Source organism: Nostoc sp. (assembly GCF_036917195.1).
Classification (GTDB): domain Bacteria; phylum Cyanobacteriota; class Cyanobacteriia; order Cyanobacteriales; family Nostocaceae; genus Nostoc.
In genome coordinates, this window is the sequence record NZ_JBALDG010000079.1 from 13,808 (window position 1) to 37,443 (window position 23,636).

General features: G+C 44.2%; 30 protein-coding genes and 1 pseudogene. 14 read left to right on the forward strand and 17 right to left on the reverse strand.

Going from position 1 to position 23,636, the window contains the following annotated elements; genetic code table 11:
• Positions 1–46: 46 nt before the first annotated feature.
• The 5 genes from V7K40_RS27735 to V7K40_RS27755 all read right to left on the reverse strand — a co-directional run bounded on the left by V7K40_RS27735 (position 47) and on the right by V7K40_RS27755 (position 2,296).
• Positions 47–169: a hypothetical protein gene (locus tag V7K40_RS27735; protein WP_334965477.1), complete on the reverse strand. Its 123-nt coding sequence runs from the start codon at positions 167–169 to the stop codon at positions 47–49.
• 246 nt (positions 170–415) lie between these two features.
• Positions 416–754, reverse strand: a complete 339-nt coding sequence (locus tag V7K40_RS27740; RefSeq protein ID WP_334965478.1) for a CpeR family transcriptional regulator — start codon at positions 752–754, stop codon at positions 416–418.
• The gene (locus tag V7K40_RS27745) at positions 748–1,377 is read right to left on the reverse strand and encodes a chromophore lyase CpcT/CpeT (protein WP_334965480.1); all 630 of its coding nucleotides are present in this window, start codon (positions 1,375–1,377) and stop codon (positions 748–750) included. Before V7K40_RS27745 ends, V7K40_RS27740 begins: the two co-directional genes overlap by 7 nt.
• A 58-nt stretch (positions 1,378–1,435) precedes the next feature.
• Complete coding sequence (locus tag V7K40_RS27750; protein WP_334965482.1) at positions 1,436–1,972, reverse strand: phycobiliprotein lyase; 537 nt, start codon at positions 1,970–1,972, stop codon at positions 1,436–1,438.
• A gap of 177 nt (positions 1,973–2,149) precedes the next feature.
• On the reverse strand, positions 2,150–2,296 hold the full coding sequence (locus V7K40_RS27755) for a phycobilisome linker polypeptide (RefSeq protein WP_334965484.1): 147 nt from the start codon (positions 2,294–2,296) through the stop codon (positions 2,150–2,152).
• Here V7K40_RS27755 and V7K40_RS27760 point away from each other — a divergent pair.
• Positions 2,280–2,447 (forward strand): hypothetical protein, encoded by a 168-nt coding sequence (locus tag V7K40_RS27760; RefSeq protein WP_334965588.1) that lies wholly within the window; start codon positions 2,280–2,282, stop codon positions 2,445–2,447. The two genes, V7K40_RS27755 and V7K40_RS27760, sit on opposite strands and share 17 nt — an antisense overlap.
• A 627-nt stretch (positions 2,448–3,074) precedes the next feature.
• Here the strand turns inward: V7K40_RS27760 and V7K40_RS27765 are convergent.
• Positions 3,075–3,165, reverse strand: a pseudogene (locus V7K40_RS27765) (IS200/IS605 family transposase); the annotation flags it as partial.
• A gap of 13 nt (positions 3,166–3,178) precedes the next feature.
• Here V7K40_RS27765 and V7K40_RS27770 point away from each other — a divergent pair.
• Positions 3,179–3,223 (forward strand): hypothetical protein, encoded by a 45-nt coding sequence (locus V7K40_RS27770; protein WP_334965582.1) that lies wholly within the window; start codon positions 3,179–3,181, stop codon positions 3,221–3,223.
• Positions 3,224–3,386: 163 nt separating this feature from the next.
• On the opposite strand, the gene V7K40_RS27775 is transcribed toward V7K40_RS27770, so the two are convergent.
• Entirely contained in the window at positions 3,387–3,971 is a 585-nt protein-coding gene (locus V7K40_RS27775; RefSeq protein ID WP_334965486.1) for a phycobilisome protein, read from the reverse strand.
• Positions 3,972–4,145: 174 nt separating this feature from the next.
• Between V7K40_RS27775 and V7K40_RS27780 the strand changes: the two genes are divergently transcribed.
• Both V7K40_RS27780 and V7K40_RS27785 read left to right on the forward strand, forming a co-directional pair.
• Entirely contained in the window at positions 4,146–4,808 is a 663-nt protein-coding gene (locus V7K40_RS27780) for a HEAT repeat domain-containing protein (protein WP_334965488.1), read from the forward strand.
• 139 nt (positions 4,809–4,947) lie between these two features.
• Positions 4,948–5,148, forward strand: a complete 201-nt coding sequence (locus tag V7K40_RS27785; RefSeq protein ID WP_334965490.1) for a hypothetical protein — start codon at positions 4,948–4,950, stop codon at positions 5,146–5,148.
• An 89-nt stretch (positions 5,149–5,237) separates the two neighbouring features.
• Here the strand turns inward: V7K40_RS27785 and V7K40_RS27790 are convergent, their stop codons facing one another.
• The gene (locus V7K40_RS27790; RefSeq protein WP_334965492.1) at positions 5,238–6,062 is read right to left on the reverse strand and encodes a pentapeptide repeat-containing protein; all 825 of its coding nucleotides are present in this window, start codon (positions 6,060–6,062) and stop codon (positions 5,238–5,240) included.
• Positions 6,063–6,241: 179 nt separating this feature from the next.
• On the opposite strand from V7K40_RS27790, the gene V7K40_RS27795 reads away from it, so the two are divergent.
• The 3 genes from V7K40_RS27795 to V7K40_RS27805 all read left to right on the forward strand — a co-directional run bounded on the left by V7K40_RS27795 (position 6,242) and on the right by V7K40_RS27805 (position 8,553).
• Positions 6,242–6,817 carry a phycobiliprotein lyase gene (locus tag V7K40_RS27795; protein WP_334965494.1) on the forward strand — a complete coding sequence of 192 codons (576 nt, stop codon included), beginning with the start codon at positions 6,242–6,244 and terminating at the stop codon, positions 6,815–6,817.
• Positions 6,818–7,003: 186 nt separating this feature from the next.
• Positions 7,004–7,738: a 15,16-dihydrobiliverdin:ferredoxin oxidoreductase gene (locus V7K40_RS27800; protein ID WP_334965496.1), complete on the forward strand. Its 735-nt coding sequence runs from the start codon at positions 7,004–7,006 to the stop codon at positions 7,736–7,738.
• A 68-nt stretch (positions 7,739–7,806) separates the two neighbouring features.
• Positions 7,807–8,553, forward strand: a complete 747-nt coding sequence (locus V7K40_RS27805; RefSeq protein ID WP_334965498.1) for a phycoerythrobilin:ferredoxin oxidoreductase — start codon at positions 7,807–7,809, stop codon at positions 8,551–8,553.
• A 244-nt stretch (positions 8,554–8,797) separates the two neighbouring features.
• Here the strand turns inward: V7K40_RS27805 and V7K40_RS27810 are convergent, their stop codons facing one another.
• The 3 genes from V7K40_RS27810 to V7K40_RS27820 all read right to left on the reverse strand — a co-directional run bounded on the left by V7K40_RS27810 (position 8,798) and on the right by V7K40_RS27820 (position 16,755).
• Complete coding sequence (locus tag V7K40_RS27810; RefSeq protein WP_334965500.1) at positions 8,798–11,593, reverse strand: response regulator; 2,796 nt, start codon at positions 11,591–11,593, stop codon at positions 8,798–8,800.
• A 2-nt stretch (positions 11,594–11,595) separates the two neighbouring features.
• Complete coding sequence (locus V7K40_RS27815) at positions 11,596–15,318, reverse strand: ATP-binding protein (protein ID WP_334965502.1); 3,723 nt, start codon at positions 15,316–15,318, stop codon at positions 11,596–11,598.
• A gap of 540 nt (positions 15,319–15,858) precedes the next feature.
• On the reverse strand, positions 15,859–16,755 hold the full coding sequence (locus V7K40_RS27820; protein ID WP_334965504.1) for a phosphorylase: 897 nt from the start codon (positions 16,753–16,755) through the stop codon (positions 15,859–15,861).
• A gap of 294 nt (positions 16,756–17,049) precedes the next feature.
• Between V7K40_RS27820 and V7K40_RS27825 the strand changes: the two genes are divergently transcribed.
• The 6 genes from V7K40_RS27825 (at position 17,050) to V7K40_RS27850 (ending at position 20,423) form a co-directional block, all read left to right on the forward strand.
• On the forward strand, positions 17,050–18,315 hold the full coding sequence (locus V7K40_RS27825) for an HhoA/HhoB/HtrA family serine endopeptidase (protein ID WP_334965506.1): 1,266 nt from the start codon (positions 17,050–17,052) through the stop codon (positions 18,313–18,315).
• Between the two features lie 600 nt (positions 18,316–18,915).
• Complete coding sequence (locus V7K40_RS27830) at positions 18,916–19,167, forward strand: hypothetical protein (RefSeq protein WP_334965508.1); 252 nt, start codon at positions 18,916–18,918, stop codon at positions 19,165–19,167.
• Between the two features lie 2 nt (positions 19,168–19,169).
• The gene (locus V7K40_RS27835) at positions 19,170–19,364 is read left to right on the forward strand and encodes a hypothetical protein (RefSeq protein WP_334965510.1); all 195 of its coding nucleotides are present in this window, start codon (positions 19,170–19,172) and stop codon (positions 19,362–19,364) included.
• Positions 19,365–19,566: 202 nt separating this feature from the next.
• Positions 19,567–19,782, forward strand: a complete 216-nt coding sequence (locus V7K40_RS27840) for a hypothetical protein (protein ID WP_334965511.1) — start codon at positions 19,567–19,569, stop codon at positions 19,780–19,782.
• Entirely contained in the window at positions 19,775–20,191 is a 417-nt protein-coding gene (locus tag V7K40_RS27845; RefSeq protein WP_334965513.1) for a hypothetical protein, read from the forward strand. Before V7K40_RS27840 ends, V7K40_RS27845 begins: the two co-directional genes overlap by 8 nt.
• A 79-nt stretch (positions 20,192–20,270) precedes the next feature.
• Entirely contained in the window at positions 20,271–20,423 is a 153-nt protein-coding gene (locus tag V7K40_RS27850) for a hypothetical protein (RefSeq protein WP_334965514.1), read from the forward strand.
• 133 nt (positions 20,424–20,556) lie between these two features.
• Here the strand turns inward: V7K40_RS27850 and V7K40_RS27855 are convergent, their stop codons facing one another.
• The 5 genes from V7K40_RS27855 to V7K40_RS27875 form a co-directional block, all read right to left on the reverse strand.
• Positions 20,557–20,892, reverse strand: coding sequence for a type II toxin-antitoxin system HicB family antitoxin (locus tag V7K40_RS27855; RefSeq protein ID WP_334965584.1), 336 nt, complete (start codon positions 20,890–20,892; stop codon positions 20,557–20,559).
• Positions 20,892–21,152, reverse strand: a complete 261-nt coding sequence (locus tag V7K40_RS27860) for a type II toxin-antitoxin system HicA family toxin (RefSeq protein WP_334965516.1) — start codon at positions 21,150–21,152, stop codon at positions 20,892–20,894. Before V7K40_RS27860 ends, V7K40_RS27855 begins: the two co-directional genes overlap by 1 nt.
• A 109-nt stretch (positions 21,153–21,261) precedes the next feature.
• A complete protein-coding gene (locus tag V7K40_RS27865; RefSeq protein WP_334965518.1) occupies positions 21,262–21,435 on the reverse strand; it encodes a hypothetical protein in 174 nt (57 codons plus the stop codon).
• 17 nt (positions 21,436–21,452) lie between these two features.
• Positions 21,453–21,749 carry a type II toxin-antitoxin system RelE/ParE family toxin gene (locus V7K40_RS27870; RefSeq protein ID WP_334965520.1) on the reverse strand — a complete coding sequence of 99 codons (297 nt, stop codon included), beginning with the start codon at positions 21,747–21,749 and terminating at the stop codon, positions 21,453–21,455.
• Entirely contained in the window at positions 21,746–21,970 is a 225-nt protein-coding gene (locus V7K40_RS27875) for an addiction module protein (protein WP_334965522.1), read from the reverse strand. Before V7K40_RS27875 ends, V7K40_RS27870 begins: the two co-directional genes overlap by 4 nt.
• A 377-nt stretch (positions 21,971–22,347) precedes the next feature.
• On the opposite strand from V7K40_RS27875, the gene V7K40_RS27880 reads away from it, so the two are divergent.
• A complete protein-coding gene (locus V7K40_RS27880; protein WP_334965523.1) occupies positions 22,348–22,554 on the forward strand; it encodes a hypothetical protein in 207 nt (68 codons plus the stop codon).
• Between the two features lie 213 nt (positions 22,555–22,767).
• Here the strand turns inward: V7K40_RS27880 and V7K40_RS27885 are convergent, their stop codons facing one another.
• On the reverse strand, positions 22,768–23,343 hold the full coding sequence (locus V7K40_RS27885) for a Uma2 family endonuclease (RefSeq protein WP_334965525.1): 576 nt from the start codon (positions 23,341–23,343) through the stop codon (positions 22,768–22,770).
• Positions 23,344–23,636 lie beyond the last annotated feature (293 nt).

Genomic DNA, 23,636 nt, shown 5'->3' on the forward strand with positions numbered 1-23,636 from the left:
TTTGCTAAAAATCTATATTTTAAAGGTAATGGGAACTAAGTATTTGTTAGTGGTTACGTGGTACAACTAATACCAATTCTTTGTAAAACTGCACAAAACCAAGCTTGGTAAGACTTGGGGCTTGAGCAAATTCTTCTGGAGCAACCTCATAGGTAATCGATACAAGCACTAATAAATCTTAATTCCCTTTACAGTCAGGATTAATTTATCAAGTTTTGGGGAGTGTTTTAGTTACATTTTCTAACAAACTTAGACGGCTAACTGTTAATAAGTAACAGCTAATCATAGTAAACAATTAGCAATTAAACATTAACAATTAGCCGTCAACCCCCTTAGGGAGTATTTAAAATTCAAAACTTAATTTTGAATTTTAGTATAGACACCTGTGAGAAGCATTTCCGCAAGATAGTAACTCTCAAACACGCTCATCAAATCTACTGTAGAAACCACCGTATTTTATCCAGTATTGTTTCAAAGTGTGATGAGGCGTATGTAAACTGGCTTTTGCCTGATATAAAATTACTTGGCGATGATCGCCCATCCAAATTTTATTAATCGGGTCAACGCATATTACTGTCCCTCCTAAAGAAGCTACACATTCAGAGAATCTCTCAATCGTTGTATATTCCAATGTCTCGAATATAAAAAAGTTACCCGAACAAATCAAGTGGCGACTGCGAATCCAGCAGCGCATTTTTTTTTCAGCCAGTGGAGGTAACATGTTAGTTTTAACAGACTCAAGCTGAATCAACATAATGCGCTCATCGCATGTAATTCATCAGCAAAACTTTCCCGTTTTTCAAATCGCAAAGGGCCAGCAGTTGATCCCCATATTTGCTCATGGGTTTCAATATCCATACCTTTATCTAGACTTAACCAAGTACGCTCAGTTACTTCTACTTCGCTGATAAGATATGTCTGGCATCCATTGCGCTTAATCAGACATTGATTACCCGGTTCCACACTGCCTCGAAACATTTCACCTTTTCGCTGGAAAACCATTGAACAGTGATGACGCCGTTCGATGTTCTCTGGGGTGATGGTTTTGAGGATATCTAATTCACGAGCAGCACCTGCATAAAGCATAGGGTCTTTCAAGCTGTAATTTTCGATATAGATGCGATCGCCCCAATCCACTAATCTATGTACTCCCTGGCGATAGGGTGTCCATAAATCGTGGTCATATACTTGTTCTGAATAAAAACCGATCGCAGAAAAAAATTCAATCGGTAAAGGACGAAAAAAAATGCGAATGTGGGCGTAAAGTTGCGGATTTGCAAAAGATTGCTTGTAGTTGCTAAAATCTCCTGCCATCCAACAAGCTAAAGTGAGCAAATCGCTAGCGTTGTTGCTAGATTCACTGGGCGCTATCGTCATATTCAACCTCAGGAGTGACAAAAGTAGATGATTCCTTTTATGTTTTAACCTGATATTGCTAACTGGTTGAACTTGATAAAGAGCGAATCTCTGAAGAAAAGGAAGCTGTTGTCACACCTTTACCATCACTGGTTTTAATCGTCGCTACTCGAAATCGGAGATTTGGGTTAGCAAACCAAATTCGCTCTTCAGCAGCAGCGAGTTCATACTCTGTCAGTAGGGTAAAAATACCATCTTCACTCAAGTGATATTTAGCCACTGCTGGGATTGTTTCGGCGTATCCCTGATCCCGCAGGAGTTTGCCTCTAGAACGATTTTCGACATTGGGAATTGGCACCAGCACAGTACTACCAGAGATTAGTTTATCGTCCCAGTCTGACTCACCTTCCCAAGTCATCCGAAAGGGGTGGGTGATACTGACGGGGTCAGTCTCATACAATTCACAGATTGCTACCACCGCCGGATCATTGAGGGATAGAGACTCAATGTCTATCGTAGACAGCACTTGTTCAAAGTGGGCGAATGCTAAATGATGACCGCTACGCTGCGATCGCCATTGTCCAATTGAAAGTTCAAAGAATTCAGTAATTTCCATTAAAAAAGTGATCTTAAAAAGTAGCTTACAATCCAAGAGATATCTTGGTTAAGTAGTTATTCTCTCAGTCTATATGCTAGCCTCCTTGACCACAACCGCATTCAGGGGTGCTGAGTTAGGAGTTTTTCCCCCCAGTCTTCAGCACCCAGTCCCTTTTTCATCTCTACTTAGACAAATCTAAGCAACTTCAGTGATACTGATGATTTTGCCGCCCGTTCTATGAATGTTTTGCATTTGCCCAGACAGTTGGTTGTAGTTAACTACATATTCAAGCTTGCCCAGACGGGTAGGGATCTTAGCTGCACTTTTGACTGCTTTAATCAAGAAGCGTTTGCTAGTGCTGCTTACACTAGAACCAGCAACAGGAGCCTTGATGGATGTGGGTAAATTTGAACCGACATCGCTGATCAGTTTGGCTTTGCGATCGCTATCGCTGCTAGCTACTCCTCTTAATAAGGTAAAGGTGCAGTTCTAATTACGGTTTCAACTTCCTCATTAGAGCGACTTCACTACAGATCAATAAAAGCGGCATCTTCAAACACAACCCTTAATCGTGATACTGGTTCAAAAGCGATTCAAACTATCTCCCAGTTAACAACTAAATTTTATTTATGAGAAGGATATTCAGCAGATGTTAAAAAACTTTACATCGTTGTAATCAAGGAGAGTCTATAAAGACTTTAAATCCTTATAACTTTTTATGATTTAAGTTTTAACATCATTGTGCCTTTACACATTCTGATACGATGTTGAAGCCATATTTATTAAAATTTGTTAAGTTAAATAATAGGAACCTTTGAGAAATTTCAGCTTTTTTTTAGTATCTGATTGGCGTACAGGTAATGGTGTTGTATTAATCTTCTGACTGAGAGCATTAACAGTGCTTAGTCATTAGTTCATTCGTTGCATCCGCATAATTTGTAAAAGCTTAGTTTGAGCCAGCACCACACTGGGAACTAGTCTAGCCACTTTTGGACATAGCACCATTCGCTCAACTAAGTCCTCAGATCAACTAGACACTTGGCTCAGAACTTTTTACGAGTCGTGATGTTTATATTTCCCCTTTTCTAAAGGGGAGATATAAGCAAAGTCGCAAATTTATTCAACTGTGATGTGAATCGTTAATGTACTCCAGTACTTATTTGTGTGCTGACTTTTCCTGTGGTGTCAAACATATAAGAATGTGTCCACATAACCCCCAAAAGTTTGGGAGGCAAAGACGAATATAAAAATCTCCAAATGTTACACTGACACTGCCACGATGAAAAAACAAAAAACAACTGAAAATGGTTTAGTTGTAAAGTACACATGACAATGTGCCGAATCATTAAGGAACCGTGTAATGGAAAACTATTAAGCACGGTTTTGAAGACCAACGCGGTTGGTGACAACCTCGTTGAGTTTACTGAGTATGTTAATTAGGACTATTAAATTGGAAAGTAGCTAGTTGGGTAATTAAATGGTCAAAATAGGGAGCAATCTCTTGCTGATTGGCTTGACACCGCTTTAAACTAGCAAGCTTAATACTTTTTAAGCCTAAGACCATTGCATCTTTTGGAACTTGTAATTCCTGATAGAGCAAATTCATATAGTGCAATCCTGTGGGACTGGTATACTCAGTGTGACCGCCTCCTATGCCATAGGTAATACAGCGGAGAAAATGCCAAAAATCTCGCCAGCAAGCTTGGGCGCGTTCCGGCGGATAAAGACCTCCTCCAGGCTGGATAATTCCGGGATAAGTCGCCAAAACCTGCTCTCTAGCTTCGTCAACAATTTCGGCGGCGCGATCGCGTAATAATTGAGCAACAGGAATCAATGCCGAATTATCAGGTGACAAGGTTTTAATCTGCAAGAAATCTTCGTCGCTCAGATACCGAAAAGCATCGTCCGCAGCTTGGAATATAATAATCGCTGCTTTGGGATGGGATTCCCACTCAGCAAAGCTGATAATTCTAGCTTTGGCTATTAATTCCTTAACGGTTTGGCTTAATTGAGTCATTGGTTTAGGGGATAGGGCATTGGGCATTGAGGAGTGGGGACAAGGGGACAAGCAGAACAAGGAGAATAACCCATGCCTCATACCCTATACCCTTGATTCAATCTTCTTAGAATGCGATCGCTATTTGGTGACATCTGTAAAATAAAGTAAAGAATAGCTATACCAAATGCACCTATGGAAATCGATAAAATCCAAGCTGAACTGAAGAACCCAGATTTTCACTATCGTCTGAAGGCGATCGCTGCTCTGAATAATTATGAATCAGAAGTTGCTGTTCCTCTGTTAACCAGTAAACTTCATGACTCAGAATTTTTGGTGCGTACTTTTGTGGCAAGGGGTTTGGGTAATCAACAATCAGCGGAATCTTTTGCTGCTCTGATGCAAATTATAAAATTCGACGATACCCCCAACGTGCGAGCTGAGGCGGCAAATTCTTTATCGCTATTTGGTAGAGTCGCAGTTTCTCATCTAGTTCTGGCATTTTATCAGGATGACCACTGGCTAGTTAAGCGGAGCATTTTGGCGGCGATCGCCGAAATGGATTGCCCTGAAGAACTATTTGATATCTGCGTTCAGGGTTTAAAAGATGAAGATTTCACAGTTCAGGAATCCTCTGTTGATGGACTCGGCTTACTAGCTGATTCTAGCCAACAGACTGCGGCATTATCCCAAATACTAACGTTGGTGAATGATCAATCTTGGCGGATACGCGTGCGAGTTAGCTATGCCCTGAAACGATTTAACCAGCCCCAAGCAAAAGCAGCCCTGAACCAACTCAGACAGGATGAGAATCACCGAGTTGTTGGAGCTGCTTTAGAAGACTTGTTGCCACAATAGCGGTATAGTTTTGTTGGCAATATTGTCAGAAAACTCAATAGCAAATATCTTAATTATACCTTAAATTTGCCACAAATATCCGGTTAATCTGCCAAAATCTGGAATAAAAAATTAACTTTTTCGAGATGAGGAGACATTTGTGACTGATATTCCAACTGGTCAAATGACTTGGCGATCACCAGGTTCCTCAGAATCTGCCTTACATTTGCGGCATAATGCTTCGGAACCTTGGCGATCGTATAAAGAATTTCCACAATATGTTCTACCTGATCCGCCCGGTTTTTCTGAAGGATATGCTACATTTTTGGCGCTCCTGAAGAAGAACTGGCAGCCGTTGTAAACTCCCTATAGAACAACTGGTCAAACAATTTTGGATTTATTTCGCCCACAAGGAGCGCAGCTTGCACCTAAAATCGAAAATTGGCACAGTCAAGCACTCAAACTCTCACGAGTTGTTGTGCGCGTGTAAGCGTTCCAAGCGTCGAGTTCTGAATGTGGACGGCTACAAAGCATAGCTTTAGTTGCTTGTGTGAGTCCTTGGGCAAGAGTAAAATCTGCCCCAGCGATACTTTGAAGATGCTCCATTTCTGCATCACTGAGGTCAGTTGCTCGCAGGTCTGTATCATGCAAATTAGCTCCAGTCAATCGAGCATTCCGCAAGCAAGCCCCTGTTAAATAAGCTTTCGTCAGGTCAGCGCCACTTAAAGCTGCACCTTGCAAATTGGCTCCTGTCAAGTCAGCACCACTCAAGTAGGCTCCACGCAGATTAGCGCCTTGTAAATCTGCGTTTCGTAAAGAAGCTGTATTGAGAAAAGCACCATTGAGATTAGCACCTGGCCCCACCGCTCCAGAAGCTTTGTAGTTATATTCTTGGGGCCATTTCGTTTGTATATCATAACGCGCTACTTGGAGTTTGGCTCCCTCCAAATTTGCGCCACTAAGATTCGCTTGCTGGAGATCAGCACGATTTAAATAGGCTCCCTGCAAATTAGCTCCACTCAAATCGGCTCCTCGCAGATTAGCGCCTCGCAAATCTGCCCCACTCAGATTTGCATCACTCAAGATTACTTCACCCAGATCAGCTCCTAATAGCTTGGCTTTACTCAAGTTAGCTTGTTGTAAATCGACTTCCTTTAAATTGAATTGGTACAAATCTACCCCATCGAGAGCGATTCCTGCTTTCAAGGCTGTTAATATTTCAGGAGTTGGACTGGGGCGTTCGCTAGTAATAAGTTGAATTTCACTATTTGTCATCAGCTGATTAAAATATGACTTTTGGAGTTATTCTACACTTTAGCTATATCGAGACTTCATCTTCTCACTCAGTATTCAGTAACGCCAAAATTCGATTCCTAGCTCCTCACCAGAGCAATGGAAACGTCTCCGGCTTTGCTCAAAACTCCTAAATTTTAAAAAACGAGGTTTCAAAACATATGCATTTAATACCACCCTTGACTATGATCGACTTCTTCCGTAAAAGTGAGGGGACATGGTTTACGGAACGCTCCGTTCATCATTTTGACTCAGCGGCGGATGAGTCGGGGGAGTCAAATTTGATTATTAAAGTCATGAAAAAGGATGATCCTAAAATCCAAGAAGTCTGTACAGCCCAAGGGATAGACCCTACCAAAGCAACAAGCGGTGCTAGTTTTGCATGGCAGGCTAACCTAGACATTAGGCTACCTAATATCGATAATGCCGCCATTTTAGTTGATGTACCCGACGAAACGAGGCGTTCTGGAAAACTAATCCGCAACCAAGGCTATGTCGAGAGTATTCCGGTTGTGAGTCGGTATCAGTTTGCTGATGATGGAGTCTTGACGATTGATACTGACTATGACAATAACCAAGGTCAGGAACGTTGTTGGTTTGTTACAGATGATTTTCGCGTTAGGGTGAGTACAGTGCGAATGATGAACGGAGTCAACTTGATGACTTATTGTTCTGAGCGTCGCTGTGTTTCCCAAGAAGTCTTAGAAAAAATGATCAGTTGGAATCATGCTAGGTAGGGAATAGGGAGTTGAGGACAAGGGGGATGAGAGGGACAAGGAATAACTCATGCCCCATGACGCCAGTCGCGCCTACAGCGCTGGCTCTCTAATGCCCCATTAAGGAATGTTGCTTAGTTTCTCATAAATGAGACGTGCATGATTGACATCCATTATTTTCATTCAAGGGTTAACAAATCATGCTCCATGTATAAGCCTTTCCTGGAATTTTTAGAAAAAGAGCTATTTCAGCGGTTTGATTTACAAAGTAGGGTTATTCCCCCTGGTTTGGAATTCAAAGTTAGCGATCGCGGCAGAAACCCAGCAACTATCCGCAGTTGGTGTCACCAATGTCAAGAGTTGCGGAAGATTCGCTATACCTACATTGATGCTGGGGAAAGCGCCCAAATTTTTAACAGCGTAATTTATCCCAATCATCACTACGATCTACCTCTATTAGGGATTGATTTTTTATCTTTTGGTAAAGTCAAAAATTTGATTGTGCTTGACTTTCAGCCTTTATTTCAGGATGAAGATTATCAAAAAAAATATATAGTTCCGCTAAAATCTCTTCATGATAAATATCCAGATTTGGCGCAAAATTTAGAAATGAAGTTTTACGATGCCAACCAGTATTTTTCTAAATATCTATTGTTTGCCAAAACAGATCCCGAAACAGTGGCAACACGAGTATTTGAAGCTTTTCAGGATTATTTAAACTTGTATTGGCAAATGCTAGCAGATGCCCAACCTCTCCAAGACCCTGAAGATATCCAGCGGATTGTCAAAGCTCAAAAAGATTATGATCAATATAGTGCAGACCGCGATCCAGCATCTGGTTTGTTTAGCAGTTACTTTGGTCATGAATGGGCAGAGCGCTTTCTCCATGAATTCTTATTTGAAGATGCTGTTCCCCTAGCAGTCAGCGCCAGCAAAAGATGACCGAATGAAAATGAGCATTGGGGATTATTAATTTTCAATGAGTGAATTTTGAATTGGAGCGAAGCGACGTGACACTCTATCAGCCATTTCTCGATTATGCGATCGCCTACATGCGATCGCGCTTGGATTTACAACCCTATCCTATCCCCACTGGGTTTGAGTCTAAGAGCGCTGTTGTGGGCAAGGGAAAGAATCAGGAAGAGGTTGTCACCACCAGTTATGGTTTTCAAACGGCAAAATTGCGCCAAATTCGTGCAGCTCATGTACAGGGTGGCAATTCGCTGCAAGTACTGAATTTTGTGATTTTCCCGCGCCTCAACTACGATTTACCCTTTTTTGGGGCGGATCTGGTGACATTGCCAGGAGGACATCTAATTGCTTTGGATATGCAGCCCCTATTTCGCGATGATCCAGCATATCAGGCAAAATATACTGAACCAATTCTGCCCATTTTCCACGCCCATCAACAGCATCTATCTTGGGGAGGAGATTTTCCAGAAGAAGCACGGCCCTTTTTCTCTCCCGCTTTCCTATGGACTCGTCCCCAAGAAACGGCTGTAGTAGAAACTCAGGTGTTTGCTGCTTTCAAAGACTATTTAAAAGCTTATCTGGATTTCGTGGAGCAGGCAGAAGCTGTAACAAATTCCCAAAATTTAGCAGCCATTGAGCAAGCTCAACTGCGATACCTGCGATATCGGGCTGAAAAAGACCCAGCACGAGGGATGTTCAAACGCTTCTATGGTGCCGAATGGACTGAGGAATATATCCACGGCTTCTTATTTGACCTAGAGAGAAAATTAACACCCATCAAATAGAGGCTCTTGTGCAGGAAGTCATTGCTATATCTTGATTCTTTATTTTAAATCAGGACTTACGCACGGGTGATGAAAGAACGAACCACAGAGATACAGAGAAGCCAGTGCGTTGGGCGGGTTCCCCGACTTGTTCGCGCAGCGTCTCCGACAGGAGAAGCAACTGGCGCAACACGGAGGAATAAGAGTTTGAGAGGTTTTTTGCTTAAGTTTTATTAAGTTTTGAATTTTGAATTTTGAATTGATATTAGTTGTGTTCTAGCAGGTTTAGAATCTTCCTCACTAACTCCTGTGGTTCTAATGGCTTGGTAATGTGAGCTTGAAACCCAGCAGTCAGTGCTTTTTGCTGGTCAATATCTGCGGCATAAGCGGTAAGCGCGATCGCCGGAATTGTTCCTCCCTGATTGGGTGGGCGTGAACGAATCTGCTGAATCAGCATATAGCCATCCATATCAGCCATGCCTACATCACTCACAATTACATCAGGAATGAAACTATCAAGTACTTGCAATGCTTTTAGCCCAGACGCTACAGCTGTAACTTTTGCGCCATTTTGTTCTAGCAAAAATGTTTGAAACTCGCGAGTATCAGTATTATCATCTACCAGCAAAATTTGCAGGTTGCTTAAGGGAGTCTGGGCGCTTGATGTTTCAGCGTCGGCTGACTCAAGTACAATTTTTGCTGACTGGTTCAAGATAGGTATTTGAACTATAAAGGTTGCACCTTGATTCTCACCCAAGCTTTCTGCCTTGACTGTGCCACCGTGCAGTTCCACAATTTGGTAGACGATCGCCAGCCCCAAACCTAAGCCACCAAATCTGCGTGTCGTCGAGCTATCCTCTTGCCGGAAATAATCAAACACATGCGCTAGAAATTTCGGTTGAATGCCAATGCCAGTATCGATCACTCGGATCTGAGCTTGCCCTGCAATTTGCCTTAATTCAATGATTACTTGTCCGTCATCTGGTGTAAATTTGACGGCATTGGTAAGCAAGTTCCATACTACTTGCTGCAAGCGGGCAGCGTCACCAGAGATAGGTGCAGTCGGATCAAGATCGATCCGTAAGTTAATATTTTTTGCTTCTGCTGCTAAACGCACCGTTTCCAGGGCAGCAGAAATAACAGAGATTAGATTAAGGGGAGCCACTGTTAAGGACAGCTTGCCCCGCATAATCCGCGAAACGTCGAGTAAGTCTTCAATTAATTGTGATTGCAGTTTGGCGTTGCGCTCAATCGTTAGCAGTGCTTCGCGTTGACGGGCGGCGTTGAGCTTGCCTTTTTGCAGCAGTTGTGCCCAGCCCAAGATGGGGTTGAGGGGCGATCGCAACTCATGAGACAGCACCGCTAAGAACTCGTCTTTAATCTGGTTAGCTCGTTGCAATTGTGCTGCGTGTTGCTGAATCGAGACAATTAGGTTGGCTCGGTCAAGGGCGATCGCTATCTGCTCAGAAATCAATTGCAGCAAAGCGATTTCTTCTGAGGTAAAGCAAGTGCGAGTGCGGCTACCAAAGCAGATGGTTCCCAATAACCGTTCTTGGATAATTAACGGTTGACCGACATAAGTGGTGCCACTCAGGTCGCGGATGGTGTGGGCACGAGGATGAGTGGCAATTTGGGCGCGGTTGAGAACGATTTGCTGGCGTTCTTGAGCCACCAATCCACAGAGGTCTTCACCAAACTCAAGCCACTTGATCGCCTCTATGATCTCTTGAGTAATGCCCTGATGGTTTTTCAAATGTAGGATGGGGCGGTTGTCTTTTGACTCGACGATGTAGTTGTAGTAAAAGTCCAACCCTAGCTCGGGTGCGAGTTTGCCAAATAGGTTGTGCATTAGCGTCATCGGTTGCTCGACCTCCAGGAGACTGCTGGTGATGTCATAGAGCAACCGCAAGCGTTCATCAGCTTGCCGCTGTGAGGTGACATCGCGCATGATTTTAATAAATTCTTGCACGTCGTCCGCTTCATCGCGTATGGGCATCACAAAGCCACTACCCCAAAAGCGACTACCGTCTTTTCGGATATGCCAGCACTCATTTTCTGCCTGTCCTTGAGTTTGGGCGGTCTGCAATTCCCACCCCACGCGGTCTTGTACGTTATCTTCAAGCGTGTAAAGGCTGCGACTGTCACGGCCAATCATTTCTGCTTCTGAATACTCGAACAATTCTTCGGCACCAGCACTCCAACTGGTGATCGCAGCGTTAGTATCAAGGGTTAAAATCGCATATTCTTTTGCACTTGCCACCATTAACCGAAAGCGAGCTTCACTTTGTTTCAGGGCAATTTCAATTTGTTTGCGAGCGGTAATGTCGTAAGACATTGCCAGCACAGCATCAACTTCACCGCGATCGTTGCGTAAGGGTGTGCCATGAGAGATATAGTAGCGATCGTGGCTGTTGTGTTCTAAGGTAAATGATTCGCCATTGAGAGCTTGGCAGTAGTAGGGTTCGTGGCTGGCTGCCAGCGTTGGGCCGAGGGCTTCCCAGAGTGTTTTGCCGACAAAATTTTCAGTAGTCATGCCGACTCGCTCCAGCGCTTCGCCTTCTGCCAGCAGGTAGCGCAAATCTCGATCCACAATGAACACAGCGCCATGAGGCAGGTTTGCCGCGACTTGACGCAGGCGGGCTTCGCTTCGGTGCAGTGCTGCTTCGGCTTTTTGGCGATCGCGCTTTTCTTTGGCTTCTTGCAGCGCTCGTTGGACACAAGGCACCAACCTCCTTAAGTTGCGCTTTAGCACATAGTCGGTGGCTCCCAGTTTCAGCGCTTCAATCACCAATTCTTCGCCCATACTGCCAGAGACGAAAATAAAGGGCGTGTCAGGACAGAGGTTTTGGGCAATTTTCAAGGCGGAAATCCCATCAAAACCGGGCAAGGCATAGTCTGCCAAAATCAAGTCAAACGCATTGGTTTCTAATGCCGCCACAAACTCAGCGCGAGTTTCCACCCGTAGCAGTTCACAATCAGCACCGCCATCGGTCAGTGTGAGATGTATCACCTCTGCATCAAGGGGATTGTCTTCGAGCAAAATAAACCGCAGTGCTGTCATGACTATGCCTCATGTTTTGGCAGCGAAAAGTAAAACGTTGCGCCTTGGCCAGTCGCACCTTCTGCCCAGATGCGTCCGCCATGTCGATGAATGATCCGCTGCACAGTGGCAAGTCCAACTCCGGTGCCAGCAAACTCCTCCTGCGGATGCAGCCGTTGAAATATACTGAATAGTCGATCATAGTATTTCATGTCGAACCCTGCACCATTATCTTTGACAAAGAAAATCACTTCTTGCTCCTGTTCAATGCTACCGATCGTGATTGCGGCTTCAATATTATTACGGCTGTACTTGACGGCATTCGACAGCAAATTTTGCAATACTACTTGCAGCAGCGCCGGATCGCCTTTTACCGCTGCTAATGGCTCAATTTGCCAGTGAAGCCATCGCCCGATTAGTTCCGGCTGCAATTGTACTTGTACCTGCTGCACCAATTGACTGATATTAACACTAGTCAAATGCATTTCTGTCTGCCCCAGGCGGGAAAATTCCAGCAGGTCATTCACCATTTTTTCTGCCTCAAGAGCTGATTGGGTGATAATGTTGAGAGTCTGCAAACTGGATGTATCGACGAGGGTTGGATTGAGCTTGCCTTGCAACCGTTCGGCAAAGCTGCTGATGTAGCGTAGCGGCGTTCGCAAGTCGTGGGATATCCAGGAAGAAAACGCCTCCAGTTCTTGATTGATGGCTTCTAGTTGAGCCGTCCGCGCCCTCACCTGTTGCTCTAAGCGTTGATTGAGTGTTTGTACTGCTTGCATCACCTGTTCGCGGTAGACCGCTTCGCGTCGTAGCTGTGCCAATTGGAGGTTGGCATTGACTCGCGCTAACAGTTCTCGTGCCGAGAAGGGTTTAATTAAGTAGTCATCTGCGCCAGTTTCTAACCCCTCCACCCGTGATTCTTCGCCAGCACGGGCAGAGAGCAAAATAATCGGGATTGTCTGGGTATTTGGTGAAGCCCGTAGCGATCGCAGCAACTCAAAGCCATCCATTCTCGGCATCATCACATCTGCTAACACCAAGTCATAGATGGCACTCCCACCACGCCGGATCGCAGTCAGTGCGGCTAACCCGTCATTTACAGTTTCCACCTCGTAGTACTGGTTTAACAACCGCCTGAGATAGCCGCGCATGTCGGCATTGTCATCCACCAGGAGAATACGCGCCCTTTTGGAGCCTGGAGCTTGAACCTCTGAGCTTTGAGCTTGAACCTCCGAGCTTTGAGCTTGAACCTCCAAGTTCTGAACTTGAACTTCCGAGCTTTGAGCTTGAACTTCCGAGTTCTGAACTTGAACTTCCGAGTTCTGAGCTTGAACTTCCGAGTTCTGAACTTGAACCTCCGAGTTCTGAGCTTGAACTTCCGAGTTCTGAGCTTGAACTTCCGAGTTCTGAGCTTGAACTTCCGAGTTCTGAAATTCTGTGCTTTCTTCAGGTAGCCAATGTAAGGCTTCTTCAACAAAAGCATTTGCAGTTACAGCCGTCGATGCCAGTGTCGAGGCAACCCAAATTTGGTCGGCGGGTAGATGGGCGATTCCGGTGGGGATAGTGACGGTGAAGGTTGTGCCTTGGTCTACTGCGCTCGTAACCGCGATCGCGCCGCCGTGCCGCTTGACGAGTTCCTGCACCAGAGACAAGCCAATGCCTGAGCCTTCATAGCTGCGCCCCTTCGCGCCTTTGACTTGATAGAATCTCTCAAACAGGTGAGGCAGTTCGGAAGCGGAAATACCTACGCCCGTGTCGCTGACCATCAATTCAACTGTGTTTGCTTTGGGTTTGAGCGAGACAGAAATGATCCCCTCGAAGGTAAATTTTAAGGCATTGGAGAGTAGATTCAACACAATCTTTTCCCACATCTCGCGATCTATGTAAATGGGGTTAGGTAGGGGGGGACAATCGACAACTAACTGTAAATTGTCATTCTCGATCGCCGAGCGGAAAACACTTGCCAGTTCAGCCGTGTAGGTGGATAAGTCGGTGGGTTCGTAGTTTGCCTTCAGGCGAGCGGCTTCGATGCGGGAGAAGTCGAGTAGGGTATTGACTAATTTCAGCAAACGCAAGCTGTTGCGGTGGACGAGTTCTAGCCGTTCCCGTTGTTTTTGAGTTAGGGGATTGGCCGAATCGCTCAAGGCATCTTGCAGGGGAGTTAGCAGGAGCATCAGCGGCGTGCGGAATTCGTGGCTGACGTTGCTAAAGAAGAGAGTTTTGGCGCGATCGAGTTCTGCCAGATTTTCGGCGCGTTCCCGTTCTCGTTCGAGGACAGCTTGTTCTCGCACTCGCTGAATTTCTGATTCCCGTAGTGCTGCTTCGGCGCGGGCGCGCTCCACTGCTGCCCAAGTACGTTCGGCAGTTTCCTGTGCAAGTCTTATTTCCTCTTCGCTCCATTCTCGCGGCGACGTATCAGCCAGCAGAAAGACCGCGATTAGCCGCCCTTCTTTTACAAGCGGCACACCCAGAACTGAGCGCATACCGATTGAGGTGTAGCGTTCAACGACGCGCGGGTTGAACAATGGAAAATTAGCGAAGTTCGGGGCATTCAGCAAGCCTCCAGAGTGCAGTAAATCGGTAAACTCAGGAACGTCCGATAGATCATGAACGCCAATCATCGTCGGCAAGCCTTCCCTCACGGAGTCTTGCAGGATCGTAGCAACCGTGCCGGTCTCATCGAACTCGTTGTAGTAGCACCAGCCAACATCGAGTTGCTCGCGCAGCAGGCGTGCCGCCTCGCCCTGAATGTTAGCAGGATCAAGGAGCGATCGCAGCGCGTCGTTCAACTTCAAGATAAATTCCTGCCACCGCTCCTCGTTGCGTTTGCGCTCGGTGATGTTGTTGAACAGCACGGCGACCTTACGCTCTTGGGGCAAGCCCACGCGGAAGGCGTAGAGATCGAACGACCTTTTGAGAGTATCGGACGATTCTTTAAAGCGCAGGCTTTCGCCCGTCTCGGCAACGCCCCCGTAAATTTCCATCCATTTCGGCTCGATGGAGGGCGCGAGTTCGCGGATGGTTTTGCCAGTGGCGTTCGTCAGTCCGTTGTGTTTTTCAAATGCCGGATTGACTTCGAGAAACCGCCAATTAACTGGTTTGCCTTGTGCATCATACAGCATTTGGATAATGCAGTAACCTTCGTGCATCGAATCGAACAGCCCGCGATATTTATCTGACGACTCGTGCAACGCTTCCAGCGCGACTTGTTGCTCATGAATGTCGATCACAGCAGCTAAAATCTCTTGGTACGTTTGAATGTCGCCTTCGGTTACAAGCCTCGCGCTCAATTCGTGCAGTAGTTGCGTATCTTTCAGGTCTGACTCGACGGCTGCTTCGGCCTGTTTGCGCTTGGTAGTATCTTTGTCAAGTTCCGGCGCTTCCTGCAATGCCCGTTGTACCGATGGCACTAACCGCCCTAAGCGTTGCTTGAGTACATAATCTGTCGCGCCCTGTTTGATAGCTTCAATTGCCAATTCTTCGCCCAAACTGCCAGAGATGAAAATAAACGGTATCTCAGGATGTAGGCGACGGGCGATCGTTAGTGCCGCAATCCCATCAAAACTAGACAAGGCATAGTCTGCCAAAATCAAGTCGATTTCCTTGGTTTCCAGTGTTCTGATAAAATCAGCGCGACTCTCTACTCGCAGTAGTTCACAGTTAATACCGTCCTCAAGTAGCGTGGCTTGCACCACTTCTGCATCGGTTAGATTGGCTTCGAGCAAGAGAAATTGAAGTGGTGACATTATTTTCCGCCTTTATAAGGGGGGATTACAAGATTTATTATTTCCCCCCTTTATATCGGGGGGATTAAGGGGGGTAATTTGACTTGTGTATATATAAGTCTGAAATAGCTTACTAATCTGGTTTTTCGCGTCAGTTTTACCCCACCCTAACCCTCCCCTTGTCAAGGGGAGGGAACTAGATTTCTGTTTCCCCCCTTAGAAAGGGGGGATTACAAGATTTATTATTTCCCCCCAATATATCGGGGGGATTAAGGGGGGTAATTCGACTTGTGTATACACGGTAGCCTTAAAAAGGGGGAACCAGAATCAAAGTCCCCCAATTTATCGGGGGATTTAGGAGGATCAAGAACCTTTTGATACCTACAATAGGACTTTTCAAAGATTCTCTAATATCAATTTACATTGAAGCTGCATAGAAAAGAGCTTCGAGAATAAAGTCATAATAAGTTAAAGAAATAACGCCTTGCGATTATGATTTTTGTTGATTAATTTATTTCTTGGAAGTCCCTCGTCAGAAAATGTGACATCGCACCAACTTAATTAGGATATAGCAACATTCTTGAGGATGGTCATCGGCCCTTGGGCTTTGAGAATCTCCATTTCTGCTGGATTCCGCACTAGCAAAGCACCAGCGAATCCTAATGAATTTACAGAGATAGATTGGAAATGCTCCTGCGATCGCGGTACGATTAACATCCATTCTCGTGTCGCTAGCAGATTGTAAGCACCAGATTGCCTTGCATCCAAACCCACAGCATGTAGCAAAGTGCGATAAAGTTGCTCTGTTGCTTGGGCCGCTGCGAATGGGGATTGCACCCAATTGGAATTTAGGGGTGCGAAAGCATGGACAAAAGGAAGTTTTGGTAAAGTTGTGTTCGAGTTCTGAAATTGTGCTGATGTTAGCAGAGGTTCAATAGGTATCTGTGGCCCTGAAGGTGCAAGTGGTAGCGGCACTAATTGCAAGTGCTTATGTCGCTGACTAGCACCTGCGGTTTTACCACTGTTGTAAAATGCTAAACCATCGAAATCAGCTAAACAAGCCCACATAGCCACAAAATCTTCTAGGGTGAGCAAGGTTTCCTGTTCCTCGAAAGCACGGGTAATAATTAGCAAATGATAATCAACAACATTGAATTTATTTAAAATACATACATGGGTATCAGATATATCCGCTACAAATAAATCCTCTTCGTAGGGCAAAAAAGGATTAAACTCTTGACCAGAGGTAGCAGATTGTTTTTCCTGTTTCTCCTTAGCTGCTTTTTTGCGATTCAGGTTAGACAAAATCCGCACTAAAAAGCGCACGTTATCCTGTTCGATAAATTCAAATTCCGTCGGTATCGACAGCAACGCCCCACATTGTAAAGCATGTTCAGTCTGTTCTTTCACACTTGTCCATAAAGTGCCAGGCTTAAGTAAGATTTTACCCTGTGCCATTTTATTCCTTCAGACATCGAGGTAACACGCAAGCGGGACGCACATCTGTGCGCCCCTACGAATGACTATATTCCAATACAGTTGAGTTACAGCTATTTTCAGGTAAATAGACCACGCGGTAGAAGCGCAAGGCCTTGCGCCCCTACGACAGATGTGGTTCAAATAGATGAAAACTGCTGTAAAATGCGATAAGTAAAATACCAAACCTTTCACAACAACGCAATATTTCTGCAACAAAACTGTCACAAATCATATCTACATTAGTAATACATTTAAATATCCTTCCAGACAGCAATGCAAAATGAATCTCGCGACAGAGAACACCCATTAAATAGCATTTCACATAACACTACTGATGCCAAATACCATAATCTAGCACCCTGGAAAAAGGCTGCTGCCTCTCTATCGTTGGTGCTGCTGGGATCAGGTATGACATTGGCAGGCGGCTATATGGCTGGACATCCTCAGCAAGTGTCTGAAAGTGCATCTAATTTGGCAGTGAGTCGAGTAAATGCCGCTCCTCCATTACCAGCCACCACAGATCCTAACTTTGTTATCCAAGTGGTACAAAAGGTCGGGCCTGCTGTGGTGCGAATTGACTCTTCCCGAACCGTAAAAACCCAGATACCAGATGAATTTAACGATCCATTTTTCCAACGCTTCTTTGGTTCTCAACTACCAGAACAACAGAATCGGGTAGAACGGGGTACTGGTTCAGGTTTTATTATTAGTGCTGATGGTCGTATTCTCACCAACGCCCACGTAGTTGATGGTGCTGATACGGTAACAGTAACACTCAAGGATGGACGTAGCTTTAAAGGCAAGGTGTTAGGAAAAGACGAGTTGACCGATGTTGCTGTTGTTAAGATTCAGGCAGACAATCTACCGTTAGTAGCATTGGGTAACTCAGATAAACTGCAACCAGGAGAATGGGCGATCGCGATCGGCAATCCTCTTGGCCTAGATAATACAGTAACTACTGGAATCATCAGTGCTACCGGACGCAGTAGCAATCTAATCGGTGCTCCCGATAAGCGAGTAGAGTATATTCAAACCGACGCAGCGATTAATCCCGGTAACTCCGGCGGGCCTCTGCTAAATTCCCGTGGTGAGGTGATTGCGATGAATACAGCCATTATCCAGGGGGCACAAGGATTAGGTTTTGCTATTCCCATCAACACAGCACAACACGTTTCCAGTCAACTGATAGCTACAGGTAAAGTACAACATCCTTACCTGGGAATTCAGATGGTAGGGTTAACGCCTCAGATAAAACAGAATATCAACTCAGATCCCAATAGCGGTTTGAGTGTGAATGAAGATAAAGGTGTATTAGTTATAAAAGTTGTGCCAAATTCGCCAGCTGCTAAAGCAGGAATACGTGCTGGTGATGTGATCCAAAAGCTTGGTGGGCAATTAGTCACAGATGCCAGTAGTGTCCAAAAGGCAGTAGAAAATAGCCAAGTCGGGGGCGATTTACGGATGGAATTACGTCGCAATGGGCAGAATCTTAACGTAGCTGTACAACCTGGTGCTTTCCCCATACAACAAGTACAATAATCGCTTTCGTAAAGGGTTTTAAGCAATTTTTGAGTAGCAAATGAGTAGCCTCAAAAATTTAGGGCTTCTGACTCGGTAATATCTGGGTGGCAGTAGTACATAACCACTGTCTGAACAGTATCCCTAAGCCAGTAAGCCCTTTAATCTGGTGAAGCACCATAAGCGATCGCCAAAATAGCAAATGCGTACGCCGAAGTAGCAAATGCGTACGCCGAAATAGCAAATGCGTACGCCGAAATAGCAAATGCTGTCGCTGAAGTAGCAAATGCGTACGCCGAAATAGCAAATGTGATCGCCGAAGTAGCAAATGCGTACGCCGAAATAGCAAATGCGTACGCCGAAATAGCAAATGTAGTCGCCGAAATAGCAAATGCGTACGCCTGTTGTGGAAAAGTGAATGCGTTAGCGTTCGCGAAGCGTCTCGTAGAGAAGCTTACCGAAGGTATCGCCTTGCGGAAAACCTCATAAACAAAGTGTTCGCCTGTTGTGGAAGAGTAATCGCTGTGTGTATATTTGACTTAAAACAACAAAGTATGATAATGAGTATCAAACGTTATTTGATAGAATATCATTTGTTACTAATCACAGAGAAGTTATCTTGTGGATTCTACATTTAACTGGAAACCAGAACAGACTTTACTTGAAAAAGTCATAAATTTGGCTAGTCAACGAGGCGAATCTCCTGAATCAATTGTTAGTGAAGCTGTTAAGCTGTATCTCGAAACCCAATTGCTAGAACCAGTTGATAATTATGTATCTGACCCATTAATTGGCTTATTTACAGAAACACCTGATTTGCCTACAAATTCTGAAGATATTCTCCAACAGGAAATTACTGAAAAATCTGGTTAGACGTGGAAATAACCTCAGTGGTGGCTGATACAGGTTTTGTTGTAGCATTGTTGAACCCTTCAGATGCAATGCACAGTATTGTCACAACAGTATATATACAACAAAAGCAAATTCTGTTGCCACAAACAGTATTGGCAAAGTTAGCTTATTTGGTAGGACGTAATGCAGGTGTAGCGACGGTAGTAGCTTTTTTATAAGGGCTATCTGCAAGTCGATTTAGATTGGTAGCTTTGACAGACCAAGATATAATTCGTGTGACAGAAATCTTGGATTTTATGCTTGAATTATCTCGCGTGTAAGTCGCGGACGTGATTCTAGTTGTAACTTAGGGTGAACGCAGTGAAACCCAACGAATAAACTATGATCAAGAAGCAGACTTGATATACTGGAGTCCTTTGCATGGTTTCAGCAGAATTAATCTCCACTTTGCGAGAACTTAGTCGAGCAGATAAATTTTACATTATGCAGGTTTTAATCTCAGAGTTAGCCCAACAGGAAACCAATCTGATTAAGCCTGATCAGTCCTATCCTGTGTGGTCGCCTTATGATGCAGTTGAAGCAGCAGATACTATGTTAAAAGTGCTACAAGCTGCTAAAACTCAAGACCATGCGTAATGCTGAACGGTATTCTTTTATCCCGATTGATGTTGCATTGGGCGAAGCCAGTTTCCGCCCCTATTTACCCCTTACTTTGATCTACCAGCAAAGTTCTGTCATAACATCCGGTCTGTTGGATACTGGAGCAAGCGTGAACGTGCTTCCTTATCCAGTAGGAGTTGAGCTTGGTTATATGTGGGAGCAGCAGACAACTGTATTGAGTTTGACAGGTAATTTAGCTCAATATGACGCGCGTGTCGTGGTTCTTCAAGCAGTCGTTGGGCAATTTGAACCTGTACAACTTGTATTTGCATGGACACAGGCTACAAACGTACCGCTGATTTTGGACAAGTTAACTTTTTTATGGAGTTTGATGTTTGTTTCTACCGTTCCCATTTACAGTTTGAGATCAACTCTAAATGGGTAGCGTCAGAGTAGATTTATTGTAGTTGCCTGCCACTTTACACTTCAGAGTAGCGGACGGAAGCCGCTAGTGGAGGGCTATTATGAACAGTGATCGCCTGTTGTGGAAAAGTGAATGCGATTGCCTTGCAGAAAACCTCAAAAACAAGGCGATCGCCTGTTGTGAAAGAGTGGAGCGATCGCTTTGCAGAAACCCTCAAAAACAAAGCGTAGACGCTTCTTCGGCTTGTCGTTAAACATCGCTTGTTGTCCAAGAGTGAGCGATGCCTACGGTAAACTACGCTAACGCACCTCACACTCTCAAAATGCCACTTTGCAAACTACCCAAATATCGTAGTTTCGCAAAAAAGATATTTAAAATCGTTGACTCTAGGTATTGATTACTTTATCCGCAGCAACAGTTAAGATTTCATCCATCCAAGCATTTATGCTTTTGCCAGCCTTTTTAGCAGCAATAAATATTTTGCGGTGGTGTTCTGGAGTTGTGCGGAATGGAAGTTTACCAGAGAATGGTTTATCAGGCTCCTCTCCTAGTTCTTTGCAAAAAGCAAGATAATCATCAACAGAATTTTGGAATTCTTGACGCGCTTCATCTACAGTTTTTGCCTTAAAGGTAATCACGTCATTAATATCTAGGACTTGACCAAAAAGTATTCCCGCCTCTACATCTACTTTTACACTAGCTGTGTATCCGTTATAAGTCATCATATTTCAATTCCTGCTTTAATCAAAAATTCTCTAACAGATTTGACTGCTCCTTTATCTGTCTCATTTTGAGGATGCGGTTCGTGAAAAATAGCTTTCACATCATTTAATTTCACTCGAACCCGCGAACCTTTACCTTGAGTAATATCAGCGCCTAGAGCTATGAATAAACTTTCAATATCTTTCCAAAGAATATTAGATGGTATAGGATTTGTAAAAATTAATTCTAAAATCTGACTTTGTTTATTATTAAGATCCATTTAATCAATACAATTACAGGCATCTTACAGTTAAGTATAGTCATTAATGTAATGATATCATAGTCTGATATCATTGACAATATAGAAGCGATCGCTTATTCCTACATTCCTAATAAGCGATATCTACGCCCTTACTAGACATCGCCTGTTGTGAAAGAGTGAGCGATCGCTTTGGAGAAAATCTCAAAAATAAAGCGATCGCCTGTTGTGGAAGAGGGAGCGATCGCTTTGCAGAAAACCTCAAAAACAAAGCGTAGATGTGTAGTGGCAAGTCGAGTGACATTGCTCGTAATTATAGTGTTAGGTTCGCGTCTGCCAGGATTTTGGATCTCTACGACCATGAAAAATTGCCGTCACTATTACTCGACTCGACACAATCCGATAGTATACAGCATAGGGAAATCGCTGCACTATTGCTCGTTGAATATCACCGTAGACAATTACATAGGATTCTGGCATCTGAGAAATTCGATTCACCATTTCGTCTACACAGTCTAAAAACTCGTCACCCAGACCGGGTTTCTGACTCTCGTACCAATTGTGTGCATCATTGAGTTCTTCTCGAACCTCTGGGCGAAATACCAGGACATAATTCATTGCTGGCTCTTAATTGATGCTTTGATTTCCTCCCAAGTCAGCACATTATTTGGATTTGAATTATAGTCAGAAGTTCGACGATCGAGTTCTTGCTTTTGTGCATCGGTTAAATCGGGGTAAACTTGCTCCGCAGCGATAGTATCCCAAATTGCCTGTACAATACGGATTCTATCTTCAACACTGAGAGTTGCGATTTCGTTCAAAGTAGCTGTGATATCCATACTGATTAACTTGGAGTGAGGAAGCAACTGGTACAGCTTAAATATAGCGGACAAGATTTTGTCTATCAAATCAAACGTTGCATCTGCTTTGATGCCCAACAGAGCGATCGCTTTGCAGAAAATCTCAAAAACAAAACGAGTAGACTTAACTTTATCAGCTATGCTGTGGTCTATTTAGTGTTTATGTATTATTGTAGGGAAATAATAATGCCTACCACAGCACAAGTGCTGAAATGTTTTCAGCTTTGCTGCGACCTTACCAGCAAGTACTGCTCTATCGACTTAGTGACTCTGGATAAGCGCACTGGGAATGTGATTATTCTAGTAAAACAGGAAATAAATATTGAGATTGAGGCTACTGGAGAATGGAGGTTTGTATGAGTGTAAAACCAGACTTTGCTAGCATGACTACGATTGAACTTCGAGCTTACGTCTTAGAACACCGTGATGACGAGGAAGCTTTACATACCTACCTCGACAAACTCCATGCTGAGAAATCAAGCTCACGAGTATATAGACCTGAAGAAGACGTAGCTGAAGCGATCGCAGAATACCTGAAAGGTAAAAGACATAAGGAAATATAAGTTTCCCTGGAAGCGATCGCCTGTTGTAAAAGTGTGAGCCATACCTGCGGTAAGCTCTGCTAACGCACTCCACACTTTCAAAATCACACTCTGAAGAGCGATCGCCTTTCAGAAAACCTCAAAAACAAAGCGATCGCCTGTTGTGAAAGAGTGAGCGATCGCTTTGCAGAAAACCTCAAAAATAAATGTCATGACTCTTGTTTTGTTATTCAGTTACCAAATCGGCTCAAGGTTTAAAATAAACCCCTGTAAAACATCTTCTCCTGACAAAGTAACAGGCGATTCCAACACCTCAACCTCTTGGTCTTGCCGATAAATCTCTACTTGCCGCGATTTACGATTAATTAACCAACCCAAACGCACACCATTATCTATGTATTCTCTCATCTTTTCTTGAGCAACTTTCAAACTATCACTTGGCGAAAGTAACTCAACGACAAAATCAGGACAAAGCGGTATAAATTTTATTTGTTGTTCACCAGTCAGTGCATTCCAACGTTCCAGTCTCAGCCAAGAAGCATCAGGTGAACGGTCTGCGCCATTGGGAAGTTTAAAACCTGTGGAGGAATCAAAGGCAATACCAGTGCCATCTTGATCAGACCAATTAAATAACTGTTGATTGAATCTACCATTGCGATTTCCCGTTTCTCCCCCAGTGGGTGGCATGATAATTAATTCTCCCGTTGCAGTGCGTTCAAATCTCAAGTCACGGTTTGCCTGACATAGATTAAAAAATTGTTCATCTGTCAGTTCCAATACTGGTTTGAGATTGATTGTTAAGGCGTTCATAAGCAGAATTAGAGCATAAAGCCAAGAAGCTACTTATTTTATGATGGCATGATACAAGGCGATCGCCTGCGTGGAAGATTAGTGCGATCGCTTTGCAGAAAACCTCAAAAATAAAGCGTAGACGCGTAGCGGCTTGTCGTTAGACATCGCTTTTTGTAGAAGAGTGAGTGCGATCACCTTGCAGAAAACCTCATAAACAAAGCGATCGTACTTCGCACATTCTGTAAAGCGATCGCCTTTTAGAAAACCTCAAAAACAAAGCGATCGCGTGTTGTGGAAGAATGGTGCGTTAG